15 protein-coding genes are annotated in these 19426 nt (G+C 54.0%); 5 read left to right on the top strand and 10 right to left on the bottom strand.

Features of this window, described 5'->3' with window-relative positions; genetic code table 11:
* Positions 1-34: 34 nt before the first annotated feature.
* Positions 35-1798 (top strand): SWIM zinc finger family protein, encoded by a 1764-nt coding sequence (locus SNR34_RS01385; RefSeq protein ID WP_486180989.1) that lies wholly within the window; start codon positions 35-37, stop codon positions 1796-1798.
* 5 nt (positions 1799-1803) lie between these two features.
* The gene (locus SNR34_RS01380) at positions 1804-4815 is read left to right on the top strand and encodes a DEAD/DEAH box helicase (protein WP_486182381.1); all 3012 of its coding nucleotides are present in this window, start codon (positions 1804-1806) and stop codon (positions 4813-4815) included.
* Between the two features lie 69 nt (positions 4816-4884).
* On the opposite strand, the gene SNR34_RS01375 is transcribed toward SNR34_RS01380, so the two are convergent.
* The 5 genes from SNR34_RS01375 to SNR34_RS01355 all read right to left on the bottom strand — a co-directional run bounded on the left by SNR34_RS01375 (position 4885) and on the right by SNR34_RS01355 (position 10996).
* Positions 4885-5355 carry a hypothetical protein gene (locus SNR34_RS01375; RefSeq protein WP_236420298.1) on the bottom strand — a complete coding sequence of 157 codons (471 nt, stop codon included), beginning with the start codon at positions 5353-5355 and terminating at the stop codon, positions 4885-4887.
* A 243-nt stretch (positions 5356-5598) separates the two neighbouring features.
* Entirely contained in the window at positions 5599-6549 is a 951-nt protein-coding gene (locus SNR34_RS01370) for a 2-keto-3-deoxygluconate permease (RefSeq protein ID WP_486180988.1), read from the bottom strand.
* Between the two features lie 5 nt (positions 6550-6554).
* Positions 6555-8012 (bottom strand): glycoside hydrolase family 1 protein, encoded by a 1458-nt coding sequence (locus tag SNR34_RS01365; RefSeq protein ID WP_486180987.1) that lies wholly within the window; start codon positions 8010-8012, stop codon positions 6555-6557.
* 93 nt (positions 8013-8105) lie between these two features.
* Entirely contained in the window at positions 8106-10028 is a 1923-nt protein-coding gene (locus tag SNR34_RS01360) for a beta-glucoside-specific PTS transporter subunit IIABC (protein WP_486180986.1), read from the bottom strand.
* 119 nt (positions 10029-10147) lie between these two features.
* Positions 10148-10996, bottom strand: a complete 849-nt coding sequence (locus SNR34_RS01355; protein ID WP_339275621.1) for a PRD domain-containing protein — start codon at positions 10994-10996, stop codon at positions 10148-10150.
* A 361-nt stretch (positions 10997-11357) separates the two neighbouring features.
* Here SNR34_RS01355 and udk point away from each other — a divergent pair, with 361 nt between their 5' ends.
* From udk to SNR34_RS01340, 3 genes are all read left to right on the top strand, one after another.
* On the top strand, positions 11358-11990 hold the full coding sequence (udk, locus tag SNR34_RS01350) for a uridine kinase (protein ID WP_236420303.1): 633 nt from the start codon (positions 11358-11360) through the stop codon (positions 11988-11990).
* 468 nt (positions 11991-12458) lie between these two features.
* Positions 12459-13043: a sigma-70 family RNA polymerase sigma factor gene (locus SNR34_RS01345; RefSeq protein WP_486182380.1), complete on the top strand. Its 585-nt coding sequence runs from the start codon at positions 12459-12461 to the stop codon at positions 13041-13043.
* Entirely contained in the window at positions 13027-14175 is a 1149-nt protein-coding gene (locus SNR34_RS01340) for a DUF4179 domain-containing protein (RefSeq protein WP_486180985.1), read from the top strand. The genes SNR34_RS01345 and SNR34_RS01340 overlap by 17 nt, the downstream gene beginning before the upstream one ends.
* Before the next feature lie 122 nt (positions 14176-14297).
* Here the strand turns inward: SNR34_RS01340 and SNR34_RS01335 are convergent, their stop codons facing one another.
* The 5 genes from SNR34_RS01335 to nikB are packed head-to-tail and all read right to left on the bottom strand — an operon-like array spanning position 14298 to position 19313.
* Positions 14298-15119 (bottom strand): ABC transporter ATP-binding protein, encoded by an 822-nt coding sequence (locus tag SNR34_RS01335; RefSeq protein ID WP_343262070.1) that lies wholly within the window; start codon positions 15117-15119, stop codon positions 14298-14300.
* Complete coding sequence (locus SNR34_RS01330) at positions 15116-15907, bottom strand: ABC transporter ATP-binding protein (RefSeq protein ID WP_486180984.1); 792 nt, start codon at positions 15905-15907, stop codon at positions 15116-15118. Before SNR34_RS01330 ends, SNR34_RS01335 begins: the two co-directional genes overlap by 4 nt.
* The gene (locus SNR34_RS01325) at positions 15904-17496 is read right to left on the bottom strand and encodes an ABC transporter substrate-binding protein (RefSeq protein WP_486180983.1); all 1593 of its coding nucleotides are present in this window, start codon (positions 17494-17496) and stop codon (positions 15904-15906) included. Before SNR34_RS01325 ends, SNR34_RS01330 begins: the two co-directional genes overlap by 4 nt.
* 15 nt (positions 17497-17511) lie before the next feature.
* Positions 17512-18348 (bottom strand): nickel transporter permease, encoded by an 837-nt coding sequence (gene nikC / locus SNR34_RS01320; protein ID WP_236420309.1) that lies wholly within the window; start codon positions 18346-18348, stop codon positions 17512-17514.
* Positions 18345-19313 carry a nickel ABC transporter permease gene (gene nikB / locus SNR34_RS01315; protein ID WP_486180982.1) on the bottom strand — a complete coding sequence of 323 codons (969 nt, stop codon included), beginning with the start codon at positions 19311-19313 and terminating at the stop codon, positions 18345-18347. The genes nikC and nikB overlap by 4 nt, the downstream gene beginning before the upstream one ends.
* Positions 19314-19426: the final 113 nt, after the last annotated feature.

Here is a 19426-nt window from a genome sequence, read left to right as displayed (position 1 = left end):
GTTATAGAGCATGACGTAGCCAGGAGATGGAATGATGAACATATCGAATGACATGAACATGACTGACGCGCAGTGGCAGCAGCTGATCGCCCAGGTGGCCGACCAGTATGACAGCCTGACCCTCATGCGCGGCTTCCAATATTATAAACAAAAACGCGTCGCTGCGTTGCATTATAGCGAACAAGGCAACGTCTCGGCCACCGTTCAAGGTTCGGACGAACACGAAGAAGCCACGCTGAACCCCTACGCGTTATCGGAAAGTCAATGTACCTGTCCGGCAGCTTCGGGCTGCAGGCACATCGCTGCAATCATGATGAGTTGGGCCGAACAGCTTGGCCGCCCCGTTCAGGCCATAGCCAATGCGCATACAAGCACGGTTTTGAAACGCAATTCCTCCAAACCGGTTGGCAAGGCAAGCAGCGGAAGAGCCGGACACACGGTGATTCCCCGGACGGAGACGCCTCCCGATTACGGCTATATGAAACTGAAGGAAGAAGCCGCATCGCTGGCGGAGCTGGACATCGATACATGGCATGACCTGTTCGCCAAATGTTTGGTCCGGCTTGGTACGGGAACGCCCAGCATATCCTACGTGCAGGAAGCCCAAGACGAGCTTTACGCGATCAAGCCCAAGTTATCCCCCGGAATGGACCAGTTGTTCGCACTGCACGCATACTTGCATCTGCTGCGTTTTTGCGTGCCGGAACGCGGTTCAATTCCAAGTATGCCCATCTATTTGAATGTTGCCGCACAAATGGCTGCCGATGCCCTGCTGCAGAACGCGGAAAACGAGTTGAACCGACCGCTTGAGCTATCCAATCAAAGCAAAGCGGAGCGGGAACGAATCTGGGGCCGGGTGGAAGAGACGGTTCAATACCTGCGCAGCCAGATGTTGTCCGAAACGCAAACCCTATTGTTTTTCACACCGATCTATCGGCAGCTCTGGTTGAACTGGATCGTTCCCCTGTCGGACAAGCGGGTACCCATGCTTGAATCCGAATTGCGTACCCTTGTGGCGGTAGAGCAGGAAATTCAACGTGCTTCAATGCCGACAGGCGGAAGCCGGGATGGAGCTGCAAATGGCTCTGGGTCCGAACAAGGTGTTAAGCCAGGCGCTGCAGGATCCCTCCCTCTTGCTCTGGCGCAGGGATGGATCCTGTTTCACCTGGAACGGGATGAACGGGCTTGGCAGCTGCTGGGTCGCGGACACTCCGCATTCGGTATGCCGCCGGAGCATTTGATGCATTTCCTGCATGTACTCGCAAATGATTCCCGCTGGGAACGTCTAGCCGCATGGCTCGGCGAGCTCGGGCCGCTTCTGGTCGGCCGCCGCAACGATTCGCTGCAGGCATACATGCAGCTATGGGACGACACGCTTCGCCATCTGCCGGAAGAGGAAAACCGGATGTGGGATACCTTGGTCGGTATGCTTCCCCATTCCCGTGCCGCCTATGAAGAAGCCATGCGCCTTCGCGGGCAATGGCGCAGATGGATCGACTTTCAATTAAGCACAGGCGCTGAGCCGCTCGATTTCCGGGTCGCTATGCTGGAACCGATCGAGAAGGAGGCGCCGGAGCTGCTGCTGCCCTTCTACCACCAGGCTGCCGAGCGCCATATCGAGCAGCGCAACCGGGACGGATACAAAGCAGCGGTCAAACTGCTGAAGCGGCTGGCCAAATTGTATAAAAAATTGAAGCAGGAAGAACGCTGGGAAGCGTTCATTACTTCACTCGCTGTTCGCAACAGCCGGCTGCGGGCCTTGCAGGAAGAGCTTCGGAAAGGGAAATTGATCTCATGAGCGCCATTCATCCATATACCGAAACCATCGTTGTCCATGTTGCTCTGACAGGTTACGGGGACGCCCTGTTCTACGGGGCGTCGAACACCTACCAATTCGTGCCCGGACAAACGCTCAAACAGCGTTTATTTGCCTGGCACGCCCCTTCGTTCTACGGTACCGAACTCGAAACCCGGCAGATCGAAGAGATTGAGCTGGTCGTGCTTCCCGCCGAAGAAGTCATTCCGTTCTTTGCCGACATGCACACCCTGCTGCACATCGAATGGCAGTGGGACGAACAGGCCGCTCACCTCATCAGGCTGGCCCCGGTTCTGGCAGCAGCCATCGAAGACCGCAAATTCGTGCCCAGCTTCGACGCTTTTCGCTCGGGGCGGCTGCAATGGGCTTGGGACGGTGCCGGCCTCAAAGCGCAGGATCGCTCCGCTCTCGCCAAAGCGCTGGAGGAAACGGACGAAAGCTTCGGCGAAGGCCTTGCCGCCGCATATTCCGCCTCCGTTTTCCAGCACTGCTACGGCACGGAAGAAACCGCGACCGACCTGCGGCGCGAATTTCCGCAGCTCTTCCCTCAAGGCGGCGCCTTGCCGAAGGTTGCGCCTGGCCTGGATGCACAGGCATGGCTTGTCTCCATCGGCTGGAAAGCGGACGCGGCACCATTCCGTCCGCTGCTGCAATTGCTGGAGCCGGATGACGACTCCCCCGCCTGGCGGCTGCGGCTCGTATTGCAGGACAAGCTGGACGCCTCCGTGCTGCTGCCGATCAGGCTGGACTCACAAGGCCGCGCCGAAGGAGAATGGCCGCAGCTATGGGAGGCCTTCATCCTGGATCGTTCCGCCGGTTGGCTGGATCAGCTGCGCGGCCAATTAACGCGCGTCCACCGCTCGGAACGTGGCAGCCGCGACGTGTTGAGTGAACCGCTGAGCGACCAGGAGGCTTGGCAGTTCCTGACGGTGGAGAGCGGCCGATTGCTCGAAGCGGGCTGGCAGGTGCTGCTGCCTGGGTGGTGGGAAGCCGCCCGCAAGAAAAAGCCGCGTCTTCGCGCCAAAGTCAAGGAAGAAGAAGGCAAAGAACGCGGGCAGTCTTTTTTTGGACTGGACTCCATCATTCATTTCGACTGGCGCATTGCGATCGGCGATACGGACCTGAGCGAAGAGGAATTCGCCGACCTGGTCGCGCGCAACGAGCGGCTTGTCCGCTTCCGCGGTGAATGGGTACCGCTCGATCCCGCCCTCCTGGAACAGATCCGGCGGGCGATGGAAGGCGTGGACCGGAAGCAGGGGTTGTCGTTCCAGGACATCCTGCATCTGCATCTGCTGCATAACGAGCAGCGCGAATATCGCAAGCTCAAGCAGCGTGAAGGACAGCAGGAAGAAGAACCTGAAGAATCGCCGGACCGCGTCCATCTGGAAGTGGAACTGAACGAACATTTGAACCGCATCATTGCCCAGCTTGGCGGCGGTCAGGGTGGCGCTCCTTCGCTGCCGGTGCCGGCCGGATTGCACGCCGAGCTTCGTTCCTACCAGAAGGAAGGCTTCTCTTGGCTGGGCTTCCTGCGCCGATTCGGGCTTGGCGCCTGTCTCGCCGACGACATGGGGCTTGGGAAGACGATTCAGTTCATTACGTACCTTCTGCATCTGAAGGAAAACGAACCACGTTCCGCAGGACAGGCGCCTGCCCTGCTCGTCTGTCCCACCTCCGTGCTGGGCAACTGGCAGAAGGAGATCAGCCGTTTTGCCCCGTCCGTGAACGTCCTGCTTCATTATGGGGCGCGCAGAAGCAGCGGAGACGAATTCCGGGCCCAGATGGAGCAAGTGGATATCGTCATCACGTCCTATGCTACCGCAACGCTGGATCAGGAAATGCTGCAGTCCTATACCTGGGCTTCCATTTGCCTGGACGAAGCGCAGAATATCAAAAACGCGCAGACGAAACAGTCTCTCGCCGTACGCAGCTTTCCCGCCAAACATCGCATTGCGCTGACAGGTACGCCGATCGAGAACAGGCTCGCCGAGCTGTGGTCGATCTACGATTTCATCAACCCCGGGTATTTGGGCAGCGCCAGAGCGTTCCAGAACCGCTTTATCAGCGCGATCGAGAAGGATAAAGACGAGGACCGCATGCAGGACCTGCAGCAGCTGGTGAAACCGTTCATGCTGCGCCGCAAAAAAAAGGACCCGAACATCCAGCTCGATCTGCCTGACAAAAACGAAATGAAAACCTATATCCATCTTACCGGCGAACAAAGCGCCCTCTATGACCAATCCGTCAAGGAATTGATGGACAAAATGAAAGAGCTGGAGGGCATCAAGCGCAAAGGCGCGATCCTGTCCGCCCTGACCCAGCTCAAGCAGCTCTGCGACCATCCGCTGCTGGTTACGAAAGAACCGCCTCCCGAGGCGCTGTCCGCAGGCGAAGCCGACTCGGAGTACGACACGTACAGCCCGCAGGACATGGCTATGCTGATCAGCCGGTCGGCCAAGCTGGAACGGCTGATGGAGCTTGTGCGGGAGCTGCGGGAGGAAGGCGAGCGCTGCCTGATTTTCACGCAATATATCGGCATGGGCGAAATGCTCCAGAGGGTGTTGCGGCAAGAACTGCAGGAACCCGTGCTCTACCTGCACGGCGGCACGTCCAAAAAAGCGCGCGATCGCATGATCGAACAATTCCAATCCCGGACGCTGCCGGCGGACCAGCAGCCTTCCGTTTTCATCCTGTCGATCAAGGCAGGCGGAGTCGGCCTTAACCTGACGGCGGCCAACCATGTGTTCCATTTCGACCGCTGGTGGAACCCGGCCGTCGAGAACCAGGCCACCGACCGCGCCTATCGCATGGGCCAGACCAAGGACGTTCAGGTACACAAGTTCATCTCGCTTGGCACGCTCGAGGAGCGCATCGACGAAATGCTGGAAAGCAAACAGCAGCTTAGCGACAACATCATTACAAGCTCCGAAAACTGGATTACCGAGCTGTCGACCGATGAATTGCAGGACTTGTTCACCCGTCGGCGGGATTGGTCTTGACCTAAAAAAGAGCGAAGGCTGGAGTCAAAAACTCCGCCTTCGCTCTTTGCTTACCCGCTCTTCCCTGTCTTATCGCATGTTGCCGATAATGGATGATCTGGAATCCTGCATTTTTTTGATGAAATTGGTCATGACGTCAAATGCCTCATTGCGCTTGTTGCTCAACGACTGCAGGCGAAGCATATCCATTTGCTGCGAGCTGCCCAGTGCATCGATCTGGCTCTTGATCGCTTGGACCGCCGCTTGGTCCCCGCGCAGTTGAGCTTGCTGCAATTGTTCATTTAATTGCGCAATCTGCTGGTTGCGCTGCTGCACCGCGTCCAATTGCGATTTAAGCTGTTGTTCCAGCAATGCGGCGCGCTGGGTTTGGACCATCATCAGCGCCGTCTCCAAATCCATGCTTTGCAAATCGATGCCAGTCACGGATGGGATGGACGATCCCACATATGTACTGCTTTGCGCCGACACGGCAGAACCGATGGATACGGCTGCTACCGTGGCGATCACGGTGGACGTAATGAACTTGCCCGTTTTTTTCACCGAAAACACCTCCCCCAATTTCGAAAGACGACTATACAAAAAGAGACATCTTTCGACGCCATTATATCAAAGGTCCTACAACCTTCAACCCATAATCGCAAAAATGAGACACATTTGATACTCCAGGCTCTAAATGCGGCAGTTTACCCTCACTCACCCTGTCCAACCAAACCAAAAGCGGTCCGTTCCTCTCCCACATCTGGGCAAGGCAATGGACCGCAATGGATGCTCATGTTTATTGGGTTAATGTGCCGTTTCCGTCGATGCTCCCTTTCCGGCCAGCCGTTTCACGATATAAGGTACGGTGATGGATGTCAGGATAACCGCAAAAGCGATCTGCGCAATAGCCGATTCAACATACGGAGCATAAGCCGGATTAAATCCGGCGGCCATGGCAGGCACCACCATGGACAATCCGGCGACCGAGCAGGTGGCTGCTGCCGCATACCCCGGGCGCTTTAACAAAGCACGGTCAATCATGATCAGCGGCAGTAAACAAAGGATGAAAAACAGCAGCGTTACCAGCAGCCCGGACATACTCGAACGGAAAGCAACGCCCAGGTCGATGTTCGACCCGAAGCTTGTCCCCAAGAACGGCAGCAAAATGACCGTTCCCGGAGCAAACATCTTCTGGATATTGCCATCAAGATTGCCCAGCAGGATGCCGATCAGGAAAGGAACCAGCGTGGCCAGCACGCTCAGGTAATCGATCCCCACGCCGCTGGCCGAATTCAGGATCATGACCGGAATGACCGGAACGGCGATCAGGTTCAAAATGCCGAATGCTGCCTGGTCCACATCGTCTCCATAGGAATTCATCAAGGCCAGGTAAAGGCCCGGATTGCAGCTGGTCAACACGGCGATGAACGCAACGGCGGAAATGCCGGCAAAGCCCTCCACGCCGAACCATTGCACGAATGTCCAGCCGAACAGCCAGGCGATCAGCACTCTGGCCAGACAGTGCACCCCTGCCCGCTTCAGCGTGACAGGGAGCTTCCGCAAGTTCAATTGCGTGCCCGATACGAGCAGAATCATGCCGATGAGCACCATCGTTCCTTTCGAGGTGAATAGCGCCGTTGTCGGGTCACCCATCTGAAAGAACTGCGGAAACACCGTGTTGACGACGGCTGCCAGCATCATGGGCACGATGAGCAGGCCGCCGGGAATTTTTTTAACCGATCCCAGAATGTTCATTGCGTCTATAGCTCGGCTCCGTTCGTCCGGATCACGTTCTGATACCAATAGAAGGAGTCTTTGCGGGTTCTCTTCATCGTACCGTTGCCATAGTCATCCTGATCGACATAGATGAAACCGTAACGTTTGCTCATCTCCGACGTCGAAGAACTGATCATGTCGATCGGTCCCCACATCGTATACCCGATCACTTCCACGCCGTCCTGAATGGCCAGGCCCATCTGTTCGATATGTTTGCTTAAGAAATCAATGCGGTAAGGGTCGTTTACTGTGCCGTCTTCATTCACTTTGTCGTAGAAACCGGAGCTGTTCTCCAAAATGAATACCGGTTTGTGGTAGCGGTCATATACCAGGTTCAACGTGTAACGGAGACCCACAGGGTCGATCTGCCAGCCCCACTCGTTTTCGGGCAAATGCGGGTTTTTGTACACGCTGTGCACGTTGCCTGCCGTCAATTCCAACTGTTCCGTGTCGCTGCTGGAAATCATGGAGTTGTAGTAGGACATGCCCACGAAATCGGCCGTATACGCGCGGATGCTATCCAGATCGCCATCCTCCATCTGCAGCTCGATTCCTTTTTCCTTGAAGTACGTCTTGGCGAAATACGGGTATTCGCCCAGGTTCAGCACGTCAAGGAAGAACTGGTTTTTCATTTGGTCATCCTTTTGCATCTGGAGCGCGTCCTCCGGTTTGCACGTGTAAGGGTAGGTCGTGAAATAAGCCACCATACTGCCGATTTTGTTATTCGGGTCGATCTCGTGTGCCCGTTTGGTTGCTCTGGACGCCGCCACGAACTGATGGTGCAGCCCTTGGAACAGCATTTCCTCGTAATTCGGTTTGTCGTATTCGATAATGCCGAGCGTTTTGGCGCCGGCCTTCACGCTCATGTTGATTTCGTTGAACGTTACCCAGTACTTCACTTTCCCCTTGTAACGATTGAACAACACTTCGCAGTAGTTGAGGTACAAGTCCACCAGCTTGCGGTTATACCAGCCGCCGAATTTGTCGATCAGCACGATCGGCATGTCGAAATGGCTGATCGTAATCAGCGGTTCCATGCCATGTTTCAGGCACTCGTCGATGACTTGATCATAGAATTGCAAAGCCTTTTCGTTTGGTGCTGCATCATCTCCGCCAGGGAATACACGCGCCCATGCAATGGAATAACGGAACACTTTGAAGCCCATTTCGGCAAAAAGGGCAATATCCTCGCGGAATGTATGGTAAAAGTCGATGCCGCGGCGTTTCGGATATTTAACGGTATCCGGATCGTTTTTGGCCTCTTCGATCATCTCGCGGTTAATTTTCATCTGTTTGGTTACTTTGCGATCATTCTTGGCGTTAAATTTCATCACGTCGGGAATTGTCAGCGTTCTGCCATCGATATTGTATGCCCCTTCCGCCTGACAAGCCGAAAGCGCGCCTCCCCATAAAAATCCTTCCGGGAATAAAGATTGTGTCATGTTGTTTTCCTCCTTGAGTGTGATAAAAGGGGCAAAAAGGAGCCGCGCTCCCATTGGCCCAACGCATCCGCCACGATTGTGGTTGGATTACGATTACGGAATCAATTTGAGCAGCGCTTCGCTTTCCTTGATCGAACCGCTGTCCGACGCCGTGAGCACGTCGCCGAATTGCTGCATGTTGGTCACGACGATGGACGTAATCGTATTGTATCCATCGGCTTTGATGCCTTCCGGGTCGAATTCCACCAGCAGGTCGCCCGCCTGCATGGATTGCCCTTGCTCCACATGGGATGTGAAATGTTTGCCTTTCAGGCTCACCGTATCCACGCCGATATGAATCAAAATTTCTACGCCGTTCGCTGCTTTGAGCCCGATGGCATGTTTGGTTCTGTACAACGCTTCAACAACCCCGTCAAACGGAGCATATACTTTGCCTTCGGTCGGCACGATGGCGATGCCTTTGCCCATTAACTCCTGTGCAAATGCCTGGTCCTCGACCTCGGACAACGGCTTGACCTCGCCCGTCATCGGGCTCACGATCAGCATGTCGGATGCAGCCGAAGCTGCGGAGACGGAAGAATCCGCAAGCGATTCGTTCGCCACCGCGCTCGTTGTCGCGGAAGCTGCATTTTTTTCTTTGCGTGCAGCGGTCTTCCCGTCTGCATCTTCCTTGATGCCTGCCAGCAGCGTAAACACGAAACCAAGAACAACGGCCGCAATAGAGCCGATGACGACATAAACGTAACTGTCGGCCGTGTACGTCCCCAATGCCAGCACACCTGGCAGGGCAATCGCGTTAGCACTGGCATGCACAATACTGTAGAAACCGCTCACGATTCCCGCTGCAGCGCAACCTGCAAAGAACGGTCGTTTATAACGGAGATTGACCCCGTAGATCGCCGGTTCGGTAATGCCGAACAAGGCGGTAAACCCGGCAGAGCCCGATGCTGATTTCATCGTTTTGTTTTTCGTAAGCACAAACACGGCGAATGCGGCACCCGCTTGGGCAAGATTCCCTGCGAGCGCTGCCGGCAGCAAAACGGTAGAACCCACGCTTGCCACCTGTTGAATCTGAATCGGCATAATCGCATAATGCATGCCGAACATAACCATGATTGGTTTAAAGAACCCGAGAATCGCGCCAGCGAGCACGCCAGCCGTTGCGTACAAATAGTTGATGCCATCCGTCAACCAGGTACCGATATAAGAACCGATCGGCCCAAGCACGATCAATTCGAGTGGAATCATGATGAACAACACAATCATCGGCGTCAGCAGAACGCGCAAAAACTTCGGAATGACCTTGTCGACGACCGGGTACACGTAACTCATGATCCATACGCCTAGAATAATGGGAATGACAGACGAAGAGTATTTCATGAGCAGGATCGGCATACCGAGAAAATCAATGGTTTTCACACCGGTATCGGCAATTTTGGCCGCCGCATCAAGAATGACCGGGTGCATCAGGCCTGCGGCAAGCGCCACGGCCAGATACGGATTGGTTTTGAATTTGTGGGCCGCACTTACGGCCAGGAAGAAAGGCAGGAAATAGAAGATCAAATCGCCGATCATGTTGATGATCGACAGGAAGCCGGAGCCCTCCAACCATCCAAGGGCCGCCATAACGGTGGCCACGCACTTGATCATACCGCAGCCGACCAAGGCCGGAAGCACGGGCGTAAAAATGCCCGCGATCGTTTCGAGCACCGCATTGATCGGATTTTGTTTCTTTTTCGGTGCCGCTTCTCCTTCTTCCGTTTGCAGGTTGCCGGAGGTAAGATTGCGAATCTCGCCGTAAACGGCGTCAACCTTGTTCCCCACGACCACCTGAACCTGCCCTCCGGCATTTTGCGCTTTCAGTACGCCTTCCAGGCTGTCCAGCGCCTTCAGGTCTGCCTTTCCGTCTTCTTTCAATACAAATCTGAGCCGCGTGGCGCAATGCGTCAAAGAGGAAATGTTACGCTCGCCGCCGACGAGTTCCAGCACGTTTTGGGCCAATTCCTTGTTGTTCATGACCATTCTCCTTAACAAAGTAGTAGAAGATTTCAAAAAAAATGACCAAGCCAGGGAATCGTCATTCCCCTATGCTTGGTCATGCCTGATCGAATCAGTAACAGTCCATATGGTTACATTCAGTTGTCGAATGGATTGGGCTGGTCATTGGAGATCAGCCTTTGGATATGAAGAATGAGATACAATTTCTCGTCATTGGTACAGGTCCAGCCGTAATTGTTGTGCAGAAACGCCGCAATCTTCTCCACGCACTGCAGTTCACGCGGAAATTTCTCCTTCACCATCTCGTACAAGGATTCATTCTCATCTTTCAGCGACTTGCCGCTCATCTGCCGCATGATGAAGTAGCGAATATGGGTGGCAAAACGCATGAAATGAATGGACTCCTCCTGAAAGTCGATTTTCAGTGCGTATTTGATGATGGACAAAATCTCGCCGGTCACGGTCATGATTTTGGTCGTATCGCTCATTTCGCCCGAACCTACCTGGGCATTCACGAAATGCAAAGCGATCAAGGTGGTTTCGGCTGCCGGGAGCTTGACCCCCGATTTTTCTTCAATCAATCGGACTGCTGCTTCTCCTACACGGGTCTCATCCGGGTACAGGGTGCGCACTTCCCATTCCAGCGGATTTTTGATGGAGACGCCTTCACGGGTACGAACCAGGGCGAAACTGATATGGTCAGACAGGGTGAGCAGCAGATTGGGATTGAACGTTTTGCCCAAAATGTCGCTGCCCAGCTTAATGACTTCCTCCGCGAGGTAAATATCCTCGATCGGAATGCTGTTCAACAAATCGTACATGCGGATGTTTTTGGGAGCTACGAAAATTTTCTCTACCATATCTGTTTCGGTCAACTCATATGGCGTCTTCAGAAAACCTACTCCCTTGCCAACCACAAACACTTCTTCGTTTTTGTCATTAATGGCAATCGCCACGTTGTTGTTCACTTTCTTGATCACCTTCATGCACGCTCACCCCCCTGCAAAAAATAAAAAATGACCGAAAGCGATTACAGATTATGCAATCGAATTCGGTCATGCCTGGTTCGCCCAGTAACAGTCCGTGTTAGGAATATACCCTTATTATAGTCCGAAGCGCCGAATTGTCAACCATCCATTATCAGGAATATGGTGCCCCGGCACTAGTCGGTTTACTCTCGGGCGAGCAATTCCCCAAATCTGGCGCCCTCCGTTCAGATGAAAAATGCACTGCATTGTGATACAATAAAAGAATTGTGCATTCACTGAGAGGCTATGAATCAGTCGGCCTTCAATTCCATATACAAAACGACAAAGCAGCCACTTTTAGGAGGTTAATGGAACGACCATGCTTATTATAGGTATCGCCGGAGGGACCGGTTCCGGCAAAACGACGGTGGCCCGCTCCGTCATTCAACGTCTGGGGTCAGGCAAAGTTACGTTTATCTCCCAGGACAATTATTACAAAGACCAGTCCCACCTCACGCCCGAGCAGCGCAGATTGACCAATTACGATCATCCCTTCGCTTTTGACAATGATCTGTTGATCGAACATCTTACCCTTTTGAAAAACGGACAGACGGCTTACGCGCCGGTGTACGACTTCACCTTGGACAATCGCTCCGCCGATGAAACGGTAGAGCTGGAGCCCAACCACATCGTCATCGTGGAAGGTCTGCATGTGTTGATCGACGAGCAGCTTCGCAGCCTGATGGATATCAAAGTATTCGTCGATACCGATTCCGATGTGCGGATTTTGCGCAGAGTGCTCCGAGACATCGAGGAACGCGGGCGCACGATCCAATCGGTGTACAAACAGTACCTCGAAACGGTCAAACCGATGCATGACGCATTTATCGAGCCATCCAAAAAGTATGCGGACATCATCATTCCCGAAGGCGGGCACAACGAAGTCGGCATTCAGATGCTGTCCATTCTCACCGAGAAATACCTGAACGGCGAAAATTGGAATATGGCATAAGGACTGGCCGGATCGAATGGATCCATCCAACTATACTTGTCCAAAGATTTACCGGGTACGCACTTTGCGTATCCGTTTTTTTGTGTATACCTCTCCTTCACGCTGCTCTAGCGGTGTCTTTCCTTACCTCCATGCCACTCTCCAATCTGTGTTCCCATCAGGGTTTCGCCCCTGAATTAGCGTCCATATTTCATGTACACCAAAATAATTGTGACCGTGTCATGCCTCACGCAGGTCTAACTAATGTATCAACGATAAAAAAATATATAAATCGCAAAAAAACATACACACGTTAACGGAGAGGCAGAACCAATCTGAAGAAGCGGAGCGGTCTAAGAGCTTTCTGAAAGAAAGCTGCTTCGGAAGCATAGGCTGTTCACCGAATTTTCCCTTTGAAAAAGGGGAGTCAAAAAATCCGGGGATAACAGCGATCGGAAGATGGTACTGCACTCGCAGTGGCCTTGTGTGATGGATTCGTGCGGTTTATATAGCACGCTCATCAAGAAAGGAGTGATCGCTGTGGATTGGGCCCAACTTGTTCCACAAGCCATCCAAGGAAATCGAGAGGCGTTCGTCAGCCTTATCAGACATATGGAACATTCATTGTACAACACCGCCAAAAGCATGCTTCGCCAAGAAGAGGATGTCGCCGACGCGGTCCAGGAAACGATACTGAAGGCTTACAAGGCCATGCATACGCTTCGGGAGCCGAAATATTTCAAAACATGGATCTTCCGCATCCTCATCAACGAATGCAACACCCTATTGTCCCGTCGATCACGATCCATATCGTATGCAGAAGTTCCCGAGAATCCCGATCACGGCCATGATTACGATCATGTCGATTTGAGAGAAGCCGTTGACCGGCTCGATGAACAAAAGCGGATCGTCGTTGTGCTTCATTACTTTGAAGACCTTACCACCAAGCAGATCGCGGATACGCTGAACATTTCCGAAAGCGCGGTTAAAATGCGCCTGCAGCGTGCCAGAAATGAGTTGTACCGTAAATTCAAATTGTTTCGGGAGGGAAAATTAAATGTTGAAACCATCTAATATTGAACAATTACTGCGTGAGACAGGCGAGAATAAACCGGAAATATCGGAGCTCGTCCGCAGCCGCATCGATGAGACCCTTGCTTCATTGCCGGCAGCGCATGCACATACTCAACCGGAGATTGAGACGCAGCCGCGTGCCCGGAAACGCCCCCGGCTGCGCCGCGCAGGGTTCATTGCCATGGCCAGCAGTTTAGCTGCCGTTACCGTATTTGCTTCAGGTTTTGTATCGCCGGCCATGGCCGACTCGATCAAAAAAATCCCTTTGGTCGGCAGCCTGTTCAGCACCATTCAGGCAGATATCGGACTGCAACAAGCTGGAAAAGACGGGCTGGTATCCCAAACAAACAGCACCGTTTCTTATCAGGATGTCAAGCTGGATGTCTTCGAAACGGTGTATGACGGAACGCGCGCAGCCTTTTTGGTACGGGTCAACGCTCCCAATCTCAAGGATGGGAAGTACGATACCGGCGAAGATATCATTCCTTTAAACAGCGGGATCAGCAATGTCTTTTTTGAAGTCGATGGCTACCAACAAACAGGCGGTTTGTTCTACTCCTCTGCAGGAGAGACTGAGCCTGACGTACTCGTCTTCGAAAATGTGTTCGAAAAAGCAGGCCAGGGTGCCTCTCTGCCCGACCACTTTAACGCAGAAGTCTCGATTTCCTTGGAGGGTATCGACCATGAATTCAAACTGGACGTTCCTTTCACCAAGTCAACGGAAGACATTGTCGATTTCAAGCCGGATGCGGCCCACGCCTCCAACGATCAGTTTACCGCTTCCGTATCGAACATCCACATCACGCCGATTACGACCCGTATCTCCACGTCCATTCTGGTGAATGGCAAGAAGAGCTTGACTCTTAAGGAAGAGGAAAAACTCAGGAAGGTAGGCATTGCCCTATTTGACGATCAGGGGCGACAGCTTCCCGCCTTGAGCGGCGAAGGGTTGTATACCGATAACCGGCTGGACAGCGATCGCTTGTATGGCACAACTCCCGGGGGTACCCGTTACCTCGTCGTACGGCCGTTCATCATTGAAGATGACTTCAACGAAAAAGTGAAAGAACGCCAATTCATCGAGGGCATGGAGATGACCATCCAGCTCCCCACACCTGCGAGCCAGCACTAATTTGGCCTCAAAGCAGCCATCGCCTGCAGATTAACCTCCTGAAACAGATGAAACGGGTTATAACCGGCAAAACAAAAACCAAGACTCCCCGGGCAGAACATCACTCGGGAAGTCTTGGTTTTTTATATGACTTCTTTGTTTCCCCTTATTTCATTCCTGATTTTCCTGACGGACAAAACGGATGCCATCAGACTACGGGTATACGGATGCCGTGCAGCCGTGGTTAACTTAGCGCTCTCCAACACTTCCACGATCTCGCCCTTGTTCATTACCGCAACCCTGTCGCTTACTTTCTGCACTACGGCAAGGTCATGCGAAATGAACATGCAGGATACGCCGGTTTCCCGGCGGAGCTGGACGAGCAGGTCCAACATTTGCTGCTGGATCGGGGCGTCCAAAGCGGAAGTAGCTTCATCGAACAGAATGATGTCCGGCTGCACGCCGATCGCCCGGGCTATGACCGCCCGCTGCTGCTCGCCCCCGCTTAGCTCATGCGGATACTTATCCGCTGCTTCAGCGGGCAAACCGACGCGCTCAAGCAGGCGCAGCACGGCCGTTTCCGCCTCGGAACGGCGCATCATTTTGTAATTCAGGAGAGGCTCCCGCACGAATTTGCCGATGCTCGTCCGCGGATTGAAGATGGACGAAGGTTCCTGAAAGACCATCTGAACCTGTTTATACAGCTGTCGCAATGGTTCTCCTTTGAGCTGCGTTATATCCTTCCCCCGATAAAACATTTGTCCGGACGTCACTTTCTCCAAATGTGTGATACACCTGGCCAACGTGCTTTTTCCGCTGCCGCTTTCGCCTACGATCCCCAGACATTCGCCCGGATATAATTGCAGATTAACGTTGCATAGTGCCTGCACGGAACCATGTCCAGGCGCTGCGTAGCATTTGTTCAGTTCCGTAAGTTCCAAAATAGGCGCTTCATGACCACTCATCCTCTATGTTCCTCCAATTCGGGCACGGCGTTCAGCAGTTTGCGGGTGTACGGAGCCTGCGGCGACGTGATGATGTCGGCGGTCCGCCCGTATTCAACCATCTCTCCGCTCTGCATGACACCGATTCGGTCGGCCATGTGCGCTGCAACGGCAATGTTATGGGTAACCAGGATGACACCGGTTCCTCTATGGTCGCTGAGTTCGCGCAGCCGCTTCATCACCTCGGCTTGAGTCGATACGTCGAGCGCGCTGGTCGGTTCGTCCGCAAGCAGCAGCTCCGGCTCCATCGTCAAGGCCATGGCAATGGCCACCCGTTGCTTCATGCCCCCGCTAAGTTGGTTTGGATAAGACTTCATGACGCGCTCAGGGTCAGCCAGTCCCATGCCGGACAACGTATCCACGGCCATACGCTGGGCCGATTTGCGCGTTACTTTTATATGCGTGCGGATCGCTTCCTCGTATTGGCTGCCAATTTTGCGGATCGGATTCAGGTGGGACCCGCTGTCCTGAAATACCATGGCGATCCTTTTGCCGCGAATCCTGCTCCAGTCTTTTGGGGCAAGGCCCATCACGGATTGGCCCTGAAACAAGATGTCGCCTCCCGCATATGTCCCTCTGCTGGGCAGCATGCCGAGCAGAGCCCGCAGCAGCGTCGATTTCCCGCTGCCGCTCTCGCCGACGATGCCCAGCACTTCGCCGGCATGCATTTCGAATGAAAGGTGCTTCAACGCAGCTTGTTCCTTCCCGTAAGCCACAGACAAATCACTTACCCGCAGCAAAGGAGTCATTGCTGATCAACCTTGATGTTGCGATCCAGCAAATAAAAGTCGATCGGATACATGGTTGCACCCTGAACGGTATTTTTGCTGACAATGTTGATCGGCGTATACGTAATGAACATATAAGCGGCATCGTCCAGAATGATTTGCTGCGCCTCTGCGGCCAGTTCATATCTTTTTTCGACGTCGAACTCGGAATGCAGGCGGTCGATGATTTCGTCCAGCTTCGGATTGCTGTATCCGCCAACGTTCCATTCCGCCCCCGTTTTGAAATAGAAATCGAGGATGTACTGAGGGTCGCCCGTAATGCCCGTATTAATGCTGGTCAGCGCCAGGTCATAGTTACCGCTCCTCTGATGGTCGGTCAAATCCTCGTAAGAGGCCAGCTCCAGGTTTACTCCGATCTCCTTGAGCTGGGACTGCATCGCAGCCGCAACGGTCGCATCCGACTCGTACGCAGAGTTGAGGATCATCTGAAGCGTCAGCTTATGGCCGTCTTTCTCCCGAATGCCGTCGCCATCCGTGTCCTTGAATCCCGCTTCGTCCAGCAGCTGCTTGGCCTGTTCCGGTTCATAGTCGTACCCTTTGAGTTTGTCGTATCCGAACGGGAGCGCGGAAGTAAACGGTCCTTTTGCCGCCTGGCCGCCGATCAGCGTACCGGCATACATTTCGCGGTCGATGCCATACGAGATGGCACGGCGAACGTTGGCATTCTCAAGCAGCTTATGCGTTGTATTGAACCAGACAAACTGCGTGCGCAAGCTTGGAATTTCGTCGATGGCATACTGGCCCTTGTCCTGGAACAAAGGAAGGCTGCTGCGCCCAACGTTGCTCGCCACGTCGATTTCGCCCGACTGCAAGGCCAGTGCTCGCGTGCTGTCATCCTTAATGTATTTGAACGTGATCGTATCCGTTTCGGGAGCACCGTCCCAATACCCGTCATACTTTTTCACCTGAATTTCTTGATCCGGGGTATACGAGGTTACCATGAACGGACCCGTTGCAACCGGCTGGCTCTCGAATCTTGATGTATCTGCGCTGGTGTCCACGATGACAAACAGCGGTTCCGCAATGTTTCCGAGCAGGGAAGCGTAAGGTTCCGTCGTTTGGATCGTCAAATCTTGCCCTTCCGCCTTCATGGATTCGATCGGCAGTGTGGACAGCCCTCTTTCGTTCAGCTCCAAGGCACGCTCAATCGATTTTTTCACAGCATCTGCCGTGACTTTGTTGCCATTATGGAACGTAACGCCATCGCGAATCTGAAACTTCCATGTGGTGTCATCGACTTGTTCCCACGATTCGGCGATTTTGGGCACAAGCTGCATGTTCTCGTCAAACTGGACCAACGTCTCGCCGATCGCCGCACGTGTCAGCGTCCAGCCGTTCCATTCCACCGCCGGGTCCAGATTGGTGCCGAGCCAGAACAGAGCCACGTTCAAATGCGACGGCACAGCGGATGCACTCGTTGCCGAGCTTGTTTCTTTCCCACCGGTACCAGTCCTGCTGGATGAATTGGTACTTCCGCATGCCGTGAGGGCAAATACAATAAAAAATGACGCGAACGTAAGCAGTACTGCTTTTAAACGGGTTGTTTTCACTTCTATATCCTCCAGTCAAGCTGCGTTTTTTCGAGGGTCCAGCACATCCCTGAGGCTGTCGCCCAACAAATTAAAAATCATGACCGTACAAAATATCGCCAGGCCCGGATACAGCAATAGCCATGGGGCCGTCTGCAGGTATCTCCGGCCTTCGTTCAGCATGGCTCCCCACTCCGGTTCCGGCGGCTGCGCTCCAAGCCCCAGGAAGGACAAGCCGGATATGGAGAGCATCATGCCGCCCACATCCATCATGGCCATCACGATTAACGGTGACAGCATGTTCGGCAGAACGGTGCCCCAAACGATTCGGGTACGACGCGCCCCGCTGAAAGCGGCGGCGGCGACATATTCCTTTTGTCGCAGCGATATGACCAAACTTCTCGCCATGCGCGCATATTTGGCCCACCAGACCACCGACAGCGCGATGACCGTATGAAGCAGACCCGGACCCAACATGCCGACGACGGCGATGGCGAAAATGATTCCGGGAAAAGCCATCATCGTATCGGCCAGCCGCATCAACAGCGAATCCACGATGCCGCGCGCATAACCGGCAATGATGCCGATGCCTACGCCGATCCCGAACACGATGCCGATCATCATGAAGGTCAGCAGCAGCGACGTGCGTGCCCCATACAGGATACGGGACAGAATGCATCGTCCCAATTGGTCGGTCCCGAGCGGATACTCGGGGCTGGCGGGTTGCAGCACCATGCCAAAGTTGGTGGCCAGCGGATCATGCGGCGCAAACAGGGGGGCGATCATGGCGAGCACGATCCAACACGCCGTCAACGCGAGCACCACGGCGAACCAACGATGCTGCGACAACGTAAGCCGGAATGTCCTCATCATACATCCACATCCAATCGGATCCGCGGGTCTCGCAGATGGGTCCATACATCGACCAACAGATTCAACACGACATACATCGTAGCCATCCAGATCACATAACCCTGAATGAGCGGATAATCCCGTGAAAAGATCGCTTCCACCGCCATCTGGCCCACGCCCGGCCACACGAACAAGCTCTCTATGATTGCGGCCCCGCCGAGCAGAGCCCCGGTAGACATGCCCATTAGCGTGATGACTGGAAGCATCGCGTTCGGAAGAATATGCCGGATCATGATTGTTCCTTCCTTCATGCCTCTGGCTCTGGCTCCGTCTACGTAGTTCTGGGAATGTTCCTCCAGAATGACGGCGCGGATTTGCCTGCTGTACTGAGCGATCAAAGGCAGTGCCAGCGTTAATGCAGGCAATACGAGACTATGCAGACCCGAGCTGCCCGTGACGGGAAACAGCTTCAGATGCACGCCGAACCAGAGCATAAGCAGCATGCCCAGCCAGAAGCTTGGCATGGACAACCCTGCGAAGGAGAACAGGCGAATGATGAGATCCAGCACTTTATTTCTATGGATGGCCGACAGGATGCCGAGCGGAAACGAAACAACGACCACAAGAAGCATGGCACCGCCTGTCAAACGCAGCGTGGCCGGCAAACGTGACATCAGCACGTCGAACACGGGCCGGCCGTATTTGTACGACGTACCGAAATCTCCTGTCCCGACTTGTCCAAGCCATAGGCCGTACCTCACCCAAAAGGGCTTGTCCAGTCCCAATTCTGCCCGCACCTGCTCAACCAGCTCCTCGGATGGCGTCACGCCCGTAGCCATGAGCATCAGCCTGGCCGGGTCTCCCGGCGACAGGTAGGTCAGGAGAAAGGTCAGGAAGGTGATGCCGAACAGAACGGCTGCCAGCTGAAGTATTCTTTTACCGATGTATTTGCCCAAAAGCCAGCCGTCCTCTCTGCTTCGATTCACAGCAAACCCGATCTCTGCCATGCAAAAAAGGCATCCCTCTCCCGTATATTCCCGGATAAGGACGCCTCAAATAAACCGATTCCCATACAAAAATCGCGCTAATTCAAAACACC

The organism is Paenibacillus sp. XP01, assembly GCF_057364885.1.
This window is presented reverse-complemented; position numbering and strand designations above follow the sequence as displayed.

Coding starts and splice junctions, on each gene's coding strand:
- SNR34_RS01370 (WP_486180988.1), bottom strand. CDS start 6,549: ATGAACATTCTGGGATCGGTTAAAAAAATTCCCGGCGGCCTGCTCATC.
- SNR34_RS01345 (WP_486182380.1), top strand. CDS start 12,459: ATGGATTCGTGCGGTTTATATAGCACGCTCATCAAGAAAGGAGTGATC.
- SNR34_RS01365 (WP_486180987.1), bottom strand. CDS start 8,012: ATGACACAATCTTTATTCCCGGAAGGATTTTTATGGGGAGGCGCGCTT.
- udk (WP_236420303.1), top strand. CDS start 11,358: ATGCTTATTATAGGTATCGCCGGAGGGACCGGTTCCGGCAAAACGACG.
- nikC (WP_236420309.1), bottom strand. CDS start 18,348: ATGATGAGGACATTCCGGCTTACGTTGTCGCAGCATCGTTGGTTCGCC.
- SNR34_RS01355 (WP_339275621.1), bottom strand. CDS start 10,996: ATGAAGGTGATCAAGAAAGTGAACAACAACGTGGCGATTGCCATTAAT.
- SNR34_RS01330 (WP_486180984.1), bottom strand. CDS start 15,907: ATGACTCCTTTGCTGCGGGTAAGTGATTTGTCTGTGGCTTACGGGAAG.
- SNR34_RS01335 (WP_343262070.1), bottom strand. CDS start 15,119: ATGAGTGGTCATGAAGCGCCTATTTTGGAACTTACGGAACTGAACAAA.
- SNR34_RS01340 (WP_486180985.1), top strand. CDS start 13,027: ATGTTGAAACCATCTAATATTGAACAATTACTGCGTGAGACAGGCGAG.
- SNR34_RS01385 (WP_486180989.1), top strand. CDS start 35: ATGAACATATCGAATGACATGAACATGACTGACGCGCAGTGGCAGCAG.
- SNR34_RS01360 (WP_486180986.1), bottom strand. CDS start 10,028: ATGAACAACAAGGAATTGGCCCAAAACGTGCTGGAACTCGTCGGCGGC.